Origin of the sequence: Embleya sp. NPDC020630, assembly GCF_044334985.1 — a bacterium.
Classification (GTDB): Bacteria; Actinomycetota; Actinomycetes; order Streptomycetales; family Streptomycetaceae; genus Embleya.
The window spans coordinates 62,247-76,738 of the sequence record NZ_JBIRUB010000011.1; the positions used below are offsets into that span (position 1 = coordinate 62,247).

Sequence of the window (14,492 nt, forward strand, 5' to 3'; positions counted from 1 at the left end):
CCGCACGGCGCACCCAGGCACGTCGGCCGTCGATGTTTCACGTGGAACACCCGTTTGGGTGTATCGCGCTCGGCCTGTGCGCGCTCGCGGTCGGCCTTCTCGTACTGACCGGGCTGCTCGGGCCCTCCGCCGCCCAGCCGCCGCTGCCGGGCGGCCCGTCGTGGTTGCCGCCGTATCGGTTCACCGCCCGTCCCGCCGCCGGTACGGTCACCGCGCTGCTGCTCGCGTCGGCCCTGCTCGGCGCGCTCGGCCTGGGTCTGGCGCTGCGCGAGCTCGGGCGCGGCTGGGCGCCGGATCCGGGTCGGCTCACCGTCGGCGGGGCGGTGGCCGCGCTCGCGGTGGTGTGCGTGCCGCCGATGGGGTCGGCCGACCACCTGGTCTACGCCGCGTACGGCCGACTCGCGGCCACGGGCGGCGACCCGTATCGGGACACCGCCGCGACGCTGGTGCGCGACGGGGATCCGGTCGGCCGCGCGGTCGAGGCGCCGTGGACGGACGTGCCGTCGGTGTACGGGCCGGTGGCCACGGCCGAGCAGTGGCTCGCCGCCCGGCTCGGCGGCTCCTCGGTGCACACGATCGTGCTGGTGCTGACCCTGCTCGGCGCGGCGGCGTTCGTACTGACCGGGCTGCTGCTCCAGCGGGCGGCCGGCCCCGATCGGGCGGCCCGGGCGCGGGTGGCGATCCTGTGGTCGGTCAATCCGCTGCTGTTGTTCGTCGCGGTGGGCGCCGGTCATCTGGACGCGTTCGCGCTGGTGTTCGCGGTGGGCGCGCTGCTCGCGGTGCGCCGCTCGCCCGTACTCGCGGGTGTCCTGGTCGGCCTGGCCTGCGCGGCGAAGGCGTCACTGGGGTTGTACGTCCTCGCCCTCGTGTGGGGCCTGCGCGGGCGTCCGCGCGCGCTCGCCGCGCTGCTGGGCTCGGCCCTCGCGGTGGGGGTGGCGAGCTATCTGCCGGTCGGGCTCGGCGCGTTCGACCAGCTGCGGGAGAACACGAAGCTGGTCTCGCTCGCGGTCCCGCTGCGGCTGGTGCTGAAGCCGATGGAGTCCGCCTTCGGACACGACCCGGCGCGCTCGCTGATCGGACTGCTCGGCTGGGTGCTGGGCGCGCTGGTGGTGTGGCTGCTGGCCCGCACCGCCGCCCGGGCCCGGCCCGCGGCGATGGACGACGTCCTGCGCGACAGCGCCGCCGCGGCCGCGTTGTTGTCCCTGGCCTGGCTGCTGACCACCCCGTACAGCCTGCCCTGGTACGACGTGGCCGCGTGGGCGCCGCTGGTGCTGCTGGCCCCGTCCGCGCTGGACTGGCTGCTCCTGGCCCGCACCACGCTCCTGGTGTGCGCCTACGTCCCGGGCCGGGTGGTCCCGCTGCCGAACGTGGTGGACACCCTCCAGCGCACCGTGCGCGGCACCGTCGGCCCCTGGGCGGGCGCGGCGATCCTGGTCGCGGTGGTGCTGGTCAGTCGACGCGCGGGCGGGCCTCCACTGCCGCGATCACCGCGATCGCCAGCGGTGCCGCGATCGTGAGCGCGACCGCCGGGATCTGGATGCCGGAGTCGTTCACCGCGTAGCCGACCACCGCGGTCACCCAGCACGCGATCAGCGTCGAGCGCAGCCACGGCACCGCCGCGAAGGCCCGGGCCAGGGCCGGCGCGCGCCATTTGAGCGGATCACGCACGGCGAGCACGAGCAGGACGAACACCACCGGGATCAGCAGGGTGAACGGCGTGGTGAACGAGTGCAGGTTGCCCATCACCTTGCGGTGGAGCGTGTCCCCGGCGGCGCCGTCGACGACCTCTTGGACGAAGCGGCCCAGGTGCGAGCGGCTCGCCGCCGGGCGCAGCCAGTCCAGCACCGCGATGACACCGATCACCACGACCGCGCCGAGCGCGACCAGGCCGACCCTGCCCCAGGAGATCCGGGTGCCGGTGAGCAGCAGGCCGAGCACCGCCAGGCCGGGGATCAGCGCGAGCACGCCGCCGAAGTCGCTGCCGAACGCGGGCCATCCGTCGGCCAGGACCGCCACCGCCCCGACCGCGGAGAGCACCACGACCGCCGCCCGCCGCCGGCCGGCCGCGAGCAGGTGTGCCGTGGGCCACGCGACGGCGAGCACGACGGCCATCGCGAAGATCGTCCAGGCGACGTTGCCGAAGCCGTAGAAGCGGCCCGCGACCAGCGGGGACAGCCCGAACAGGGTGTTCATCTGGAGCGGTGAGCCGAGCATCACGTCGGCCGCCAGGATCACCGCGGTGGCCGCGGCGACCGCGCCGGCCGGCCCGTACGGATGCCGGCGCCACGGCCCGAGCAGCGCGCCGGCGGTCAGCGCGGCGGCGAACGCCACGGTGAGCCCGAGCAGCGCCCACGCCGGGTCGCCGCTCTTCTCCCACGGCACCAGCCCGACCAGGAAGGACCCGCCGGGGATGGCGCCGAAGAACACCCCGATCCCGGTCGCGGCGCGTATCACCGCGGCGCGCGCCCGGGTGCGCCCCCGGCGGCCGAACCGCACGGCGAGCCACAGCGCCACGGCCGCGCAGACGAGCGGCAGCAGGGTGATCCAGGTGAAGAAGTACCAGACCTCGCGCACCGTGCGTGACGCCTGCGCGCCCACGTCGAACAGCCCCAGCTCGTCGATCGCGCTCTGCCCGGAGGGTCCGGGGACGCGCGTGTACACCGCGCCGACCAGCTCGCTCGGCGCGTCGAGGCCCAGCGGCGCGAGCAGGCTCGGGGCCAGGTCGGTGAGCTGGACCATGCCGTCGTCGCGGGTCGAGGTCGCGGTCAGGTAGCCGGAGTCGAAGGCATGACCCGCCGAGGTGCCGGGGCCCGACACGAGCAGCGCGCGCAGGTGCGGGGTGCCGGTGTCGTCGGCGAGGCCGGCCACCGCGAGCTGGGTGCGCGGCGGCAGCAGGGCGGCGATCCGGCCCACCTGCGCGTCCACCGCCCGCAGCCGGTCGGCGCGCGCGATCCCGGGGCCGGTCAGGCCGCCGAGGTCTACCAGGGTCAGCGCGGAGCGCTCGATCAGCGCGGTGTCCACCGCGGCCGGGGCGGGCCGGTAGTCGGCGCGCACCCGACCGGTCGAGTCCGCGCTCGCGTAGGCCGCGCCGGGGCCGACCGCGGTGACCGCCCCGCCGTGCTCGGCGACCGAGGCGGCGAGTTGCCCGAAGCGGGGGTTGTAGCCGAACGAGTCGTTGCGCTTGACGATCGCGCGCATGTTCGGCACGGTCGCCGACCCGTCCGGGGCGAGCGTCGGCGGCAGCGGCTCGGCACACGGCTCGGCGCTCTTCGCGCTGGTGCGGTTGTCCGTCGAGCGTGCCCCCGCGCCGGTGGTGAGCCACCCGTCGACGGGACACGCGCGCGGGTGCACGGTCCGTACCGACATCGCGGCCGAGGTCGAACGCCCGGCCAGCGCGGCCAGCGCCGGGGTGTCCCGGCCGTCGATGTCGGCCCAGCTCAGCCCCGGGATCCCGAGCAGCACGACATGGTCGGCGCCGGCCGCCCGGGTCGGCGCGGCACCGGCCTGCGCGGGCAGCGCCGCGAACGCGATCAGCGCCGTGAGCATGGCGACAAGCAACCGGAGGGGACGAGCGATCACGGGTGCCTGCTCCTCGACGTACGCGGCCTACACGGGGATGAATGGTCGCCCCAGGCTATGCGTCGCCGTCCGCCGCCACGCTCAGGGCAGCAGACCGGCCGCGTATGCCGCCGCGGTCGCCGCGCCCATCACCACCTTGACCGGGCGGCCGAGCGTGGCCGCCGCGGCGGCCACGTCCTCGTACTCCGGCTGGGCGTTGACCACCCGCCCCTCGAACATCGCGGTCTTGACCCGCACCGGCAATCCCTCCACCCGGACCGTGCCGAACTCGCGGTCCAGGGCCCGCTTCGCCACCGGCACGATCCGCGCGCCTATCGTCGAGGTCTCCACGAACACCGTGTGTAGCGCCGCGTCCACCCGATCCGCCGGGACCAGGACACACAGGGTGTGTGCGGGCCGGCCCTTCTTCATCAGGATCGGCACCAGCCACGCGTCGCCGGCGCCGATCGCGAGCAGTTTGCTCAGCACCGCCGGCCACAGGCGCGGGTCGAGGTCGTCCACGTTCGTCTCGATCAGCACGTCCTCGCCGGCCGGCCGCTCCCGCTGGACCGCGTAGCGCTCGCCGAGCACGACCCGCAGGATGTTCGGCACCTCCTCGACCCGCCGGCTGCCCGCGCCGGTCCCGTCGGCGGTGATCCGCAGCGCCGGCAGCGGCCCCCAGGACCGGCAGACCGAGGTGAGCAGGGCCGCCCCGGTGGGCGTGCACATCTCGAACGGCGCCGGGCCCGCGTACACCGGGGCCGCGGCCATCCGCATCAACTCCAGCACGGCCGGCACCGGGACCGGGAGCACCCCGTGCGCCGCCCGCACGCTGCCGCTGCCGAGCGCGACCGGCGAGCCGACCGCCTCCTCGATCCCGAGCGCGTGCAGCGCAGTGCACGTACCGACCACGTCGGCGATCGCGTCGAGCGCGCCGACCTCGTGGAAGTGCACCTCCTCCGGCAGGCACCGGTGCGCCCGGGCCTCGGCACGCGCGAGCCGGTCGAACACGTCGTGCGCGCGCTCGTGCACGGGCTCCGGCAGATCGGCACGATCGAGCAGCACCCGTACGTCGTTCCAGGTGCGGTGCACGTGGGTGTGCACGGCCTTGACCCGGGCGCGGGTGGCCGCGATCCCGTGTCGATCGGTGCGTTCGGCGGTGATCAGGATCGGTTCGACGCCCACCGCGTCGACGGCTTGCTGGACGGCCTCCAGCGGGGCGCCGGCGTCGATCAGGGCCCCGAGCAGCATGTCGCCGCTCGCACCGGCCTGGCACTGAAACCATGCGATGGCCAAGCGGATACCTCCCGTCGCGGCCACTTTCGCAGCCGTCGGGGGGTCCTGCCGGAAAAACGGTGAAGCGACCGAAAGCGACCGGTTTCTTGCCTTTGCCGGTGCATTTTGCCGCGCGGTTGGCGGCGCGCCCGAAATTCGTATTCCCGCCGAATATTGGGATACCGACTACGGCGTCGCGCCGCCTGGCTTCGGACCGGCGGCGCGCGCGACCCGGGCGGCGAACACGCCCGCGCCGAATCCGTTGTCGATATTGCACACCGCGACCCCGGGCGCGCACGAGTTGAGCATCGCGAGCAGCGCGGCCAGTCCGCCGAAGGAGGCGCCGTAGCCCACGCTGGTGGGCACCGCGAGCACCGGTACCGAGACCAGGCCCGCCACCACGCTCGGCAGCGCGCCCTCCATGCCCGCGACCACCACCAGGCAGTCCGCGGCGTCGAGTTCGGCGTGCACCGCGAGCAGTCGGTGGAGGCCGGCCACGCCCACGTCCTCGATCCGCTCCACCTCGGCGCCGAACAGCCGCGCGGTGAACGCCGCCTCGCCGGCGACGGCCACGTCGGAGGTGCCCGCCGAGACCACCCGGACCAGGCCGCGCGTGGCGGGCGGCTCGCCCACCGCGACACACGTGCCGCTGTCGTCGGTGTACGCCTCGCCGGGAAACGCCGCGTACACCGCGTCGACCACGGCGGCCGACGCGCGCGTCGCGAGCGCCGGACGCCGACTTGCCGCACGCAGCCGGTGGAACAGCGCGACGGTCTGCTCCGGGGTCTTCCCGGCCGCGAAGACCACTTCGGGGTCCCCGGTGCGCAGTTCCCGGTGGGTGTCCACCCGGGCGAAGCCGAGATCGGCGAAACCCGCCGTCGGCGCCCGTACGAGGTCGTCAAGCGCCTCGTCCACGCCCGCCTCCCCGGCGGCCACGCGGTCGAGCAGTTCCCTCACCTCGGCCCGGTTCACTGCCCCGATCGTAGCCTTGGCCCCGAACAGCCCTGCCACGCGCACCCGTTGCGGCCGCGCCGGCAGCCGGTCAGGAGACCGGGACCAGCGCGTCCTTGCGCCAACGCAGCGTCTTCTCGAAGCGCAACACCGCACCGCGCCGGGGATGGTTGCTCAGTTGCACGTGATCGGTCATCGCCCGGATCAGCATCAGGCCGCGACCGTTCTCCGCGCCCGGACCGGCCATCGCCGACAGGCCGCGCAGGCGCTCCACGGGGAACCCCGGGCCGCCGTCGATGATCTCGACCCGACAGCAGTCACCGGTGATACCGGCCCGAATCTGGTAATCCGCATACGGTCCGCCCCTGGCGTGCTCCACGACATTCGCGCATGCCTCGGACAGGGCGAGGCCGATCTCCATCGCGATCTCGCGATCCACCCCCGCCGTCTCCATCGCGCCGACAAGAAGTCTGCGCGCCATCGGCACGCTCGCCGTATCCCGTGGCAGGTGGACAGTCCACCTCATGTCCATGAGCGGCCTTTCGACATCTCCGGAACTGCGGCCGAATCCGGCCCATCGCATCGACGGGCAGGGCACACCTGTGTTTTATTGCCGCCGGTCGGTCCCGGTATGCGCAGCTCGCGCGATCGGTCGTCAATACGCTGTAAAGACGATTCGTTCGGCCGCATCGCGCGGACCTCGCGGGCGTCGGGTCCGGGCTCGGCCGCCCGTCGGGGCGCACGGGAAGTTTTCGGCCCCGGGGTCGAAGGCGCGTCGCGCGATGAGACGATGGGGCGTCATGCAGGCCGTGTCCGTACCTTTCCGCGCTGTGCGCGCCGCCGTGTTCTCGGCGGTCTGCGCCGCGCTCGCGGCATGCGGTCACGCGTGGATGTCGACCGAGCCGCTGCCGCTGTGGGCCCCGGTCGCCGGTTTCGGCGTGGTGTTCGTGTCGGCCTTCGCCGGCGCGGGCCGACAACGCTCGTTCGGCTCGATCACCGCGCTCCTCGCGGTCGGCCAACTCGCGCTGCACACCCTCTTCGCCTACGCCGCCGCCGCCCGGGCAGTCGGGACGGCCGGCGCCGACGGCTCGACGTCGAGCGGTCTGCTCGACCGGCTCCTGTGCGGGCCCCGGGACTCGGCCGGGCACGTCCTGCTGCCGACCGGCTGGACGCCCGAGGCGATCGTGCGCAGCAGCCGGGTGGATCCGACGCTGCTCACGAGCGAATCGGCCGGCGGTCACCACCACATGTCCGGCTCCGGGCCGATGTTGCTCGACGGCGGCACCGGCATGTTGTGCGCGCACCTGGTCGCGGCCCTGCTCACCGGCTGGTGGTTGCGGCGCGGCGAGGCCGCGCTGTTCGCCCTGATCACGCTGGCGTCGGCGCCGCTGCGGGTGGTACTCGCGGTGTTGTTCGGCCCGGTCGTCCCGGTTGCCGCGACCCCGGGCCGGGCCCGGCGCACCGGTGCGGCGGCGGACCCGGCCACGGATCAGATTCTGCTCCGGCACGCGGTGACCCGGCGCGGGCCGCCGGTGGAGTACGCGCTCGCCTGCTGATCCCGCCCCACCGGGTGCCGGATCGGCGGTGGCGCGCGTCCGCCTTCCCGTCGTCCCCACCCGTACCGCGGGGTGCCCTCGTGCGCCCGCGGCCGGATCATCCATGGAGCAGACATCCCATGACCATGTCCACCACGCGTCGCCGCCTGTCCGTGATCGCCGCCTCGGCCGGCGCCGGCGTACTGCTGTTCGCAGGCTCCGCCGCCGCGCACGTGAGCGTGCAGCCGGGCACCGCCGACCAGGGCTCGTACGCCAAGGTCGCCTTCCGGGTCCCCAACGAGCGCGACGACGCGGGGACCACCAAGCTCGAGGTCACCCTGCCCGCCGACAAGCCGCTCACCTCGGTGCAGACCCGGGCGATGCCGGGTTGGAAGGCCGAGGTCGAGAAGACCAAGCTGACCACCCCGATCGACAACCACGGCAAGCCGCTCACCGAGGTGGTCTCCAAGATCACCTGGACCGCGGACGCCGGCACCCGGGTCAACCCCGGCACGTTCGAGGACTTCGAGGTGTCCATGGGCAAGCTGCCCACCGACACCGACAAGCTGGTGTTCAAGGCGGTGCAGACGTACGACAGCGGCGAGGTGGTGCGCTGGATCGACCTGGCGGGCGCCGACGGCAAGGAGCCGCAGTACCCCGCGCCGGTGCTCAAGCTCGCCGCCAAGACCGGCGCCACGGCACCTGCCGCGGCCCCGGCGACCAAGCCCGCCGACGGCAAGGCGAGCGTCGCCGCGGTGGCCGAGGACAAGAGTGACGACTCCACCGCGCGCACCCTGGGCGTGGTCGGCATCGTGGTCGGCGCGCTCGGCCTGGGCGCCGGTGTGTTCGCCGTCCTGCGCGCATCGCGGCGCCCCGGCTCGGCCTGATCCTCGCGGTCCCGCCGCGGACCGCGGTCGCCACCGCGGTCCGCGGCGGAGATGTCCCGGCCCGGGTCGCCCCGCACGGATGTGCTCCGTGCCCGCGACCCGGGCCACCGGGCCCGCGCCGACGCCGGACGCGTCGGGCACGAGCCCCCGGCAGCAACGACCTGGAGAACGATGAGCAACGCAAGCAAGTCCCTCGGCCGGGGCCGCCGCACCGGTCTTCGCCTCGCCGCCCTGGCCGCGGCCGGGCTGCTGCTCGCCACGGGCTGCGGCGATTCCGGCAAGAGCGACAGCGGCGCCCCGGTGAAGGTGCGCGAGAGCAAGTCCAAGTACAAGGGCATCGCGGTCGACCCGCCGTGGACCAAGCCCGAACTCACGCTGACCGACACCTCCGGACAGCCGTACGACTTCCGGGCCAAGACGGCCGGGCGCACCACCCTGCTCTACTTCGGCTACACGCACTGCCCGGACGCGTGCCCCACCGTGATGGGCGACATCGTGCGCGCGCTCGGCAAGTTGCCCCCGCAGGACCGGGCCACGGTCGACGTGGTGTTCGTGACCACCGACCCGGAGCGGGACACCCAGGCGGCCCTGCGCGAATGGCTCGACTCGCTGGACAAGTCGTTCGTCGGACTGACCGGCCCGTTCGACAAGATCCAGGCCGCGGCCCGCCAGGTCGGCGTCTCCATCGAACCGGCGACCACCGGCCCCGACGGCAAGGTCGTCAGCACCCACGGCACCCAGGTGATCGCGTTCGGCCCGGACAACCAGGGCCCGGTCATGTACAGCGCGAGCAGCGGGCTGACCCCGGACGGCACGCCGAACGGCAACTCGTCCGACGACTTCGCGCACGACCTGCCCCTGCTGATCCACCCCGAGGACACCAAGAAGTGAAGCTCTTCCCCCTCCCCCGCAAGGCCGTCCCGCTCGCGGTCGGCGGTGTGCTGGCGCTCGGGATCGGCGGCGTGCTGGTGGCCTGCGCCGACTCCGGCTCCTCCTCGTCGACGAAGGCGGACGAACGCAAGACCGCCGCGGGCGCCGCCCGGGGCGCGCCCCGGCTGCGCATCGTCGACCCGTACATCCCGCAACCCTCCTCGGCGGACGTCGCGGCGGGCTACCTGACCGTGCAGAACGACGGCGACACGGCCGACCGGCTGCTCTCGGTGGCCAGCCCGCTCTCCGGCGAGGTGATGATGCACCAGACGAGCGGGAACTCGATGCAGCACGTGCCGGGCTTGGACGTGCCCGCCCACGGCAAGGGCGTCCTGGCTCGAGGCGGCAACCACATCATGTTCATGAATCCGAACAAGTCCGTGAAGAAGGGCGACACCGTGCCGCTCACGCTCACGTTCCAACACACCGGACCGGTCACCGTTCAGGTGCCGGTGCTCGGGGTGACCGAACGGCCCGGCGACGCGCCGGCCCCGGGTGCGTCCGCGCCGGGCGCATCGGAGGCCGGCACGCCCGCCGCGCCGCCCGCTCCGGCGACGGGCACGCCCGCGGAAGACCACACAGGTCATGCGGGCCACTGACCCGGCCGGGCGACCGGTCCCGGCGTCGCCCCCGCTCCCGGTGCGTGGCGGGGGCGGCCGGCGGGTGCTCGCGTGGGTGCTCGCGCTGCCCGTGCTGCTCGCCGCGCTCGTGCTCGGCGGCGCCGGGGCCGCGTCGGCGCACGCCGTCCTGGAGTCGTCCAACCCGGCGTCCGGGTCGACCCTGACCACCGCGCCGGCCTCGGTCACGCTGAGGTTCAGCGAGGGCGTGGAGATCGGGCTCGGCGGGGTCAAGGTGTTCGACCCGAGCGGCACCCGGGTGGACAACAACCAGACCAAGCACGGCCCCGACGGCGACACCACCGTGGTCGCCCCGCTCCGGGGCGGCCTGCCGACCGGCACCTTCACCGTCGCCTGGCGCGCGGTCTCGGCCGACTCGCACCCGATCTCCGGCGCGTTCACGTTCAATATCGGCCAGGCCTCGGGCGGGGTGAACGTCGGCGATCTGACCGACGACGGCTCCACCGCGACCGACGTGCTGGAGCGGGCCGCGACCGGGGTCGCGTACCTGTCCTTCGCGGTGCTCGGCGGCGCGGTGTTGTTCCTGCTGATCGCCCGGCCCGCCGCGATGGGTCGCTTCCGGGTCTGGCTGCTCGTGTCCGGCGCGTGGGGCGGGCTGCTGCTGTCCTCGCTCGCGGTGCTGATGCTGCACGGCCCGAACGCGTCCGGCCTCGGACTGTCGTCGGCGTTCGACGCGGACGTGTTGCGCGCCACCCTGGACACCAAGTTGGGCAAGGCGATCGCGGCGCGGGTGTTGCTCCTGGGCGCCGCCGGCGCGCTGCTCGGCTGGTTGATCGCCGCGCTCGCGGACGCCTCCGTGCGCACCCGGCGGATCGTCGTCGGCGGCTGGGCGCTGTTGTGCACCGCGATCGCGATCACCTGGCCGATCGCCGACCACGCGTCGGTGGGCCGTCAGGTGGAACTGGCCATGGCCGCGGCCGTCGTGCACCTGCTGGCGATGTCCACCTGGCTGGGCGGGTTGGCGATGGTGGTCACGCTGGTGGTGCGGCCGGGCGATCCTGCGCCGGGCACCGGGCTCGACGTGCCCTCGGTACGGGTCTTCTCCCGGACCGCGTTCGTGTCGGTGTGCGTGCTCGTGGCGACCGGGCTGTACGCCGCCTGGCGGCAGGTGGGCTCGTTCGCCGCGCTGTTCGACACCACGTTCGGTCTGCTGCTGGTGTTCAAGGTCGACCTGGTGCTGCTGATGCTGGCCGGTGCCTGGGTGTCCCGGCGCTGGCTGATGCGGCACATCGAGGCGACGGCCGGCCGGTCCCCGATCGGCAAGGGCGCGGCGGGCGGCCCGAAGTGGGCGGTGTTGCGCAAGGCGGTGGTGATCGAGGCCGCGCTGGCCATCGCGGTGCTCGGGGTCACCACGGTGCTCACCGACACCGAACCGGGCCGCACCGCACACGAGCGCAAGCAGGTGGAGGCGGCGGGACCGGTCAGCCGCAGCGTCCCGTTCGACGCCGGCGGCGCGGCGGGCAAGGGCAGGCTCGACATCACCGTCGACCCGGCCCGGGTCGGTCCCAACGAGTTGCACATCTACCTCGCCGACCCGATCGGACAGATCCGCGAGGTCGAGGAGTTGACCGTGTCGATGGCGCTGCCGGGCAAGGGCATCGACGGTGCCGACGTCCAGGTGCGCCGGGGCGGTCCCGGGCACTGGCTGGGCGATCTGTCCATGCCGATGGCGGGTCGCTGGGAGTTGTCGTTCGCGATCCGTACCTCCGATGTCGACCGGATCACCGTGACGGTGCCCGTGGAGGTCAGGTGAGGCACGTACGCCGGATCCTGCTGCTGTGTGTCGGGGTGTTGCTCTGCCTGGCGCCGGCCGGCAGCGCGGTGGCGCAGGAGTTGTCCGGCCAGGGGCCGAGCAACTTCCACACCGTGATGACCTCGCCGGGCGAGCTCGCGCCGGGCCTGACGGTGCGGGTGATCGAGAACGGGGCGCGCATGCAGGTGCGCAACACCGGTCCGCAGGACGTGATCGTGCTCGGCTACATGAGCGAGCCGTTCCTGCGGATCGGCCCCGACGGGGTGTTCGAGAACCGCCAGTCCCCGGCCGTGCCGCTCAGCAGCGAGCGGTGGGGCTCGGTCGACGAGAAGTCGAACCTGCAACCGACCGGCGCGCCGCAATGGCACCGGATCTCCGCCGAGCCGGTCGCGCGCTGGTACGACCAGCGGGTGCACTGGATCGTGCAACAGCGGTTGCCACCACGGGTGATGGCCGATCCGGACCGGGCGCAGAAGGTCCAGTCCTGGACCGTGCCGATGCGGATCGGCGACCGCGAGGTGGCCGCGACCGGCGAGTTGCGCTGGGTGCCGGGGCCGAGTCCGTGGCCGGGCATCGTCGGCTCGATCGGGCTCGCGGCGCTGGTGTTCGCGGCGGCGTGGCTGCCGCCGGTCCGGCGCCGGGCCCTGCTCGGCTACGGCCTGCTCGCGGGGGTGGTGGCGGCGGCGAGCGTGCTGCACCTGGCCCTGGTCGCGGGCGCTCGGGCGGGCGGGGCGGGGGCGTGGGCGACCGCCTTCCTCGACGGCAACCTGCTGCAACTGTTGTCGAGCGCGGTGGCGTTCGTGGGCGCGGTGCTGCTGGTGCGGCGCCGGATGGGCGGGGCGTGGTTGGCCGCGCCGGCGCTCGGCGTGCTGGCGTTGCGGGTGGCCGGGTACGACCTGCCGGTGTTGTGGCGCTCGTCGTCGCCGTTCGTGGGCGGCATCGGGCTCGATCGCACGCTGACCGTGCTGGTCCTGGGCGCCGGGCTCGGCACGGCGCTGGCCCTGGTCGTGGAGGTGCGGCGCGGATCGCACCGGGCGGCGCCGGCGGACGCGGGGGCGCCGATCGACTCCGCCGAACCGGCCGTGGCGACGACGAACGTGTCCGATGCGCCGGTCGGCGCGCGCGGCGCGGTGGAAGACGTGGTGGAACCTGTGAGGGACGACGTGATGAGCAGCCCCCGGAATCGAACGAGCGCCTCCTCCGATCGAGCGAGCGGATCGCCCGACGGGGCGGACCCGTCCGCTGGGCGAGCGAGTACCGGCGCGGACGTCTCGCGGCGTCGTTTCGTCGGTGTCGCAACCGCGGCCGGCGCGGGCGGCCTGGTGGTCGGCGCGACCGGCGGCGCGGTGGCGTTCGCGGGCGAGTCCGGCGGCGGCGACGGCCCGGCGATGACCCGGCTCGGTGCCACCGTGGTGCCGTTTCACGGGAAACATCAGGCCGGCATCACCACCCCGGCCCAGGCCAAGGCGGTCTTCTTGGCCTGGGACCTGGAGCCGGGCGCGGACCGGGCCGCGGTCGCCGCGCTGATGCGGCGCTGGTCGGACACCGCCGCGCGGCTCACCGCCGGGCAGTCGGTGCCCGGCGACGACCAGGTCGCGGCGGACGCCGGAGCCTGCTCGTTGACCGTCACCTTCGGGTTCGGCGCGGGCCTGTTCGACAAGCTGGGGCTCGCCGCTCGTCGACCCGCCGCGCTCAAGCCGCTGCCGCCGTTCCCCGACGACGCGCTGGACCCGGCCCGCAGCGACGGCGACCTGTTCGTCCAGGTGTGCGCCGACGACGCCCTGGTCGCCTTCGGCGCGGTCCGCGCGTTGCAGAAGTCGGCCAAGGGTGTGGCCCGGATCCGCTGGCAGATGAACGGCTTCGCCCGCTCGCCCGGCGCCACGGCCAAGCCGATGACGCACCGGAACCTGATGGGGCAGATCGACGGCAGCAACAACCCCAAGCAGTCCGACCCGAAGTTCGACGAGAAGGTCTTCGTGGGCGCCGCCGGGACAGAGCAGGGCTGGCTGGTCGACGGCTCCTACGTGGTCTTTCGCCGGATCCGGATGTTGCTGGACGCCTGGGACGGCATCGACAAGGCCCATCAGGAGCGGGTGATTGGCCGGAGCAAGGACACCGGCGCGCCGCTGACCGGCGGCGGCGAGCACAGCGCGGCGGACTTCGGCAAGCGTGGTCCCGACGGCGAGTTGGTGATCACCGCCAACGCCCACATGCGCGTGGCGGCGCCGGAGTTCAACCGGGGCGCGACGATGCTCCGCCGCGGCTACTCCTACCACGACGGCTTCGGCACCGACGGCGCGCCGGACGCGGGGCTGCTGTTCGTCGCGTGGCAGCACGACCCGGACGACGGCTTCGTACCGGTCCAGCGCAAACTGGCCCGGGGCGACGCGCTGTCCCCGTTCCTGCGGCACGAGGCGAGTGCGCTCTTCGTCGTCCCGCCGGGGTGCGCCCCGGGCGGATACGTCGGTCAATCCCTGTTGGAGGGCTGATGCCGAGGCGTGCGGAGCCGATGTCGAGGCGGCGTCGCCGGTGGGTCGGGGCGCTCGCCCTGCCGTTCCTGCTCACCGGCTGCGGGAGTTGGGGCGCGGAGGGCGGGCCGGGCTCCTACATGAGCGAGGCCGAGGCGACGGCCGCCGCGTCCGAGGGAGTCGCGGCGCTGGGCGCCGACGGTGTGCAGCGGATCGTCTTGCGGGTGGACGACAAGCTGCGCTTCTCGCCGTCGGTGATCCGGGCCCGGACCGGGCCGCTGGTGATCACCCTCGCGGACACCGGGATCACCCCGCATCAGATGATCCTGCCCGGCGGTGCGCCGGTCGCGCCGTCGGAGGGCGGCACGTCGCAGGACATCAAGCTGAGCTTCGGCAAGGCGGGTTCGTACACCTTCAACTGCATGTATCACGTGGGCAGCGGCATGGCGGGCACGATCGAGATCACCGAGTAGCCGCCGCGAGCCCGTTCGGTGCGC

At 74.0% G+C, this 14,492-nt stretch carries 12 protein-coding genes; 8 read left to right on the forward strand and 4 right to left on the reverse strand.

Annotated elements, in window-relative coordinates; genetic code table 11:
* The first annotated feature begins 41 nt into the window (after positions 1-41).
* Positions 42-1,517 carry a hypothetical protein gene (locus ACH4XV_RS31420; protein WP_395795726.1) on the forward strand — a complete coding sequence of 492 codons (1,476 nt, stop codon included), beginning with the start codon at positions 42-44 and terminating at the stop codon, positions 1,515-1,517.
* Here the strand turns inward: ACH4XV_RS31420 and ACH4XV_RS31425 are convergent.
* The 4 genes from ACH4XV_RS31425 to ACH4XV_RS31440 form a co-directional block, all read right to left on the reverse strand.
* The gene (locus ACH4XV_RS31425) at positions 1,450-3,579 is read right to left on the reverse strand and encodes a hypothetical protein (RefSeq protein WP_395795727.1); all 2,130 of its coding nucleotides are present in this window, start codon (positions 3,577-3,579) and stop codon (positions 1,450-1,452) included. The genes ACH4XV_RS31420 and ACH4XV_RS31425 overlap by 68 nt on opposite strands.
* Positions 3,580-3,660: 81 nt before the next feature.
* Positions 3,661-4,854: a nickel pincer cofactor biosynthesis protein LarC gene (gene larC, locus ACH4XV_RS31430; RefSeq protein ID WP_395795728.1), complete on the reverse strand. Its 1,194-nt coding sequence runs from the start codon at positions 4,852-4,854 to the stop codon at positions 3,661-3,663.
* A gap of 165 nt (positions 4,855-5,019) precedes the next feature.
* On the reverse strand, positions 5,020-5,805 hold the full coding sequence (gene larB / locus ACH4XV_RS31435) for a nickel pincer cofactor biosynthesis protein LarB (protein ID WP_395795729.1): 786 nt from the start codon (positions 5,803-5,805) through the stop codon (positions 5,020-5,022).
* A 70-nt stretch (positions 5,806-5,875) separates the two neighbouring features.
* Complete coding sequence (locus ACH4XV_RS31440; protein ID WP_395795730.1) at positions 5,876-6,310, reverse strand: ATP-binding protein; 435 nt, start codon at positions 6,308-6,310, stop codon at positions 5,876-5,878.
* A gap of 304 nt (positions 6,311-6,614) precedes the next feature.
* Here ACH4XV_RS31440 and ACH4XV_RS31445 point away from each other — a divergent pair, with 304 nt between their 5' ends.
* The 7 genes from ACH4XV_RS31445 (at position 6,615) to ACH4XV_RS31475 (ending at position 14,468) form a co-directional block, all read left to right on the forward strand.
* Positions 6,615-7,340, forward strand: coding sequence for a hypothetical protein (locus tag ACH4XV_RS31445; RefSeq protein WP_395795731.1), 726 nt, complete (start codon positions 6,615-6,617; stop codon positions 7,338-7,340).
* 119 nt (positions 7,341-7,459) lie between these two features.
* Complete coding sequence (locus tag ACH4XV_RS31450; protein ID WP_395795732.1) at positions 7,460-8,206, forward strand: YcnI family protein; 747 nt, start codon at positions 7,460-7,462, stop codon at positions 8,204-8,206.
* A 171-nt stretch (positions 8,207-8,377) separates the two neighbouring features.
* The gene (locus ACH4XV_RS31455; RefSeq protein ID WP_395795733.1) at positions 8,378-9,097 is read left to right on the forward strand and encodes an SCO family protein; all 720 of its coding nucleotides are present in this window, start codon (positions 8,378-8,380) and stop codon (positions 9,095-9,097) included.
* Complete coding sequence (locus ACH4XV_RS31460; protein WP_395795734.1) at positions 9,094-9,735, forward strand: copper chaperone PCu(A)C; 642 nt, start codon at positions 9,094-9,096, stop codon at positions 9,733-9,735. The genes ACH4XV_RS31455 and ACH4XV_RS31460 overlap by 4 nt, the downstream gene beginning before the upstream one ends.
* Positions 9,722-11,527 carry a copper resistance protein CopC gene (locus tag ACH4XV_RS31465; protein WP_395795735.1) on the forward strand — a complete coding sequence of 602 codons (1,806 nt, stop codon included), beginning with the start codon at positions 9,722-9,724 and terminating at the stop codon, positions 11,525-11,527. The genes ACH4XV_RS31460 and ACH4XV_RS31465 overlap by 14 nt, the downstream gene beginning before the upstream one ends.
* Positions 11,528-12,693: 1,166 nt before the next feature.
* Positions 12,694-14,016 carry an iron uptake transporter deferrochelatase/peroxidase subunit gene (gene efeB / locus ACH4XV_RS31470; RefSeq protein ID WP_395795880.1) on the forward strand — a complete coding sequence of 441 codons (1,323 nt, stop codon included), beginning with the start codon at positions 12,694-12,696 and terminating at the stop codon, positions 14,014-14,016.
* Complete coding sequence (locus tag ACH4XV_RS31475) at positions 14,016-14,468, forward strand: hypothetical protein (protein WP_395795736.1); 453 nt, start codon at positions 14,016-14,018, stop codon at positions 14,466-14,468. Before efeB ends, ACH4XV_RS31475 begins: the two co-directional genes overlap by 1 nt.
* The last annotated feature ends 24 nt before the right edge of the window (positions 14,469-14,492 follow it).

Coding starts and splice junctions, on each gene's coding strand:
- ACH4XV_RS31440 (WP_395795730.1), bottom strand. CDS start 6,310: ATGAGGTGGACTGTCCACCTGCCACGGGATACGGCGAGCGTGCCGATG.
- efeB (WP_395795880.1), top strand. CDS start 12,694: ATGAGCAGCCCCCGGAATCGAACGAGCGCCTCCTCCGATCGAGCGAGC.
- ACH4XV_RS31450 (WP_395795732.1), top strand. CDS start 7,460: ATGACCATGTCCACCACGCGTCGCCGCCTGTCCGTGATCGCCGCCTCG.
- ACH4XV_RS31465 (WP_395795735.1), top strand. CDS start 9,722: ATGCGGGCCACTGACCCGGCCGGGCGACCGGTCCCGGCGTCGCCCCCG.
- ACH4XV_RS31475 (WP_395795736.1), top strand. CDS start 14,016: ATGCCGAGGCGTGCGGAGCCGATGTCGAGGCGGCGTCGCCGGTGGGTC.
- ACH4XV_RS31455 (WP_395795733.1), top strand. CDS start 8,378: ATGAGCAACGCAAGCAAGTCCCTCGGCCGGGGCCGCCGCACCGGTCTT.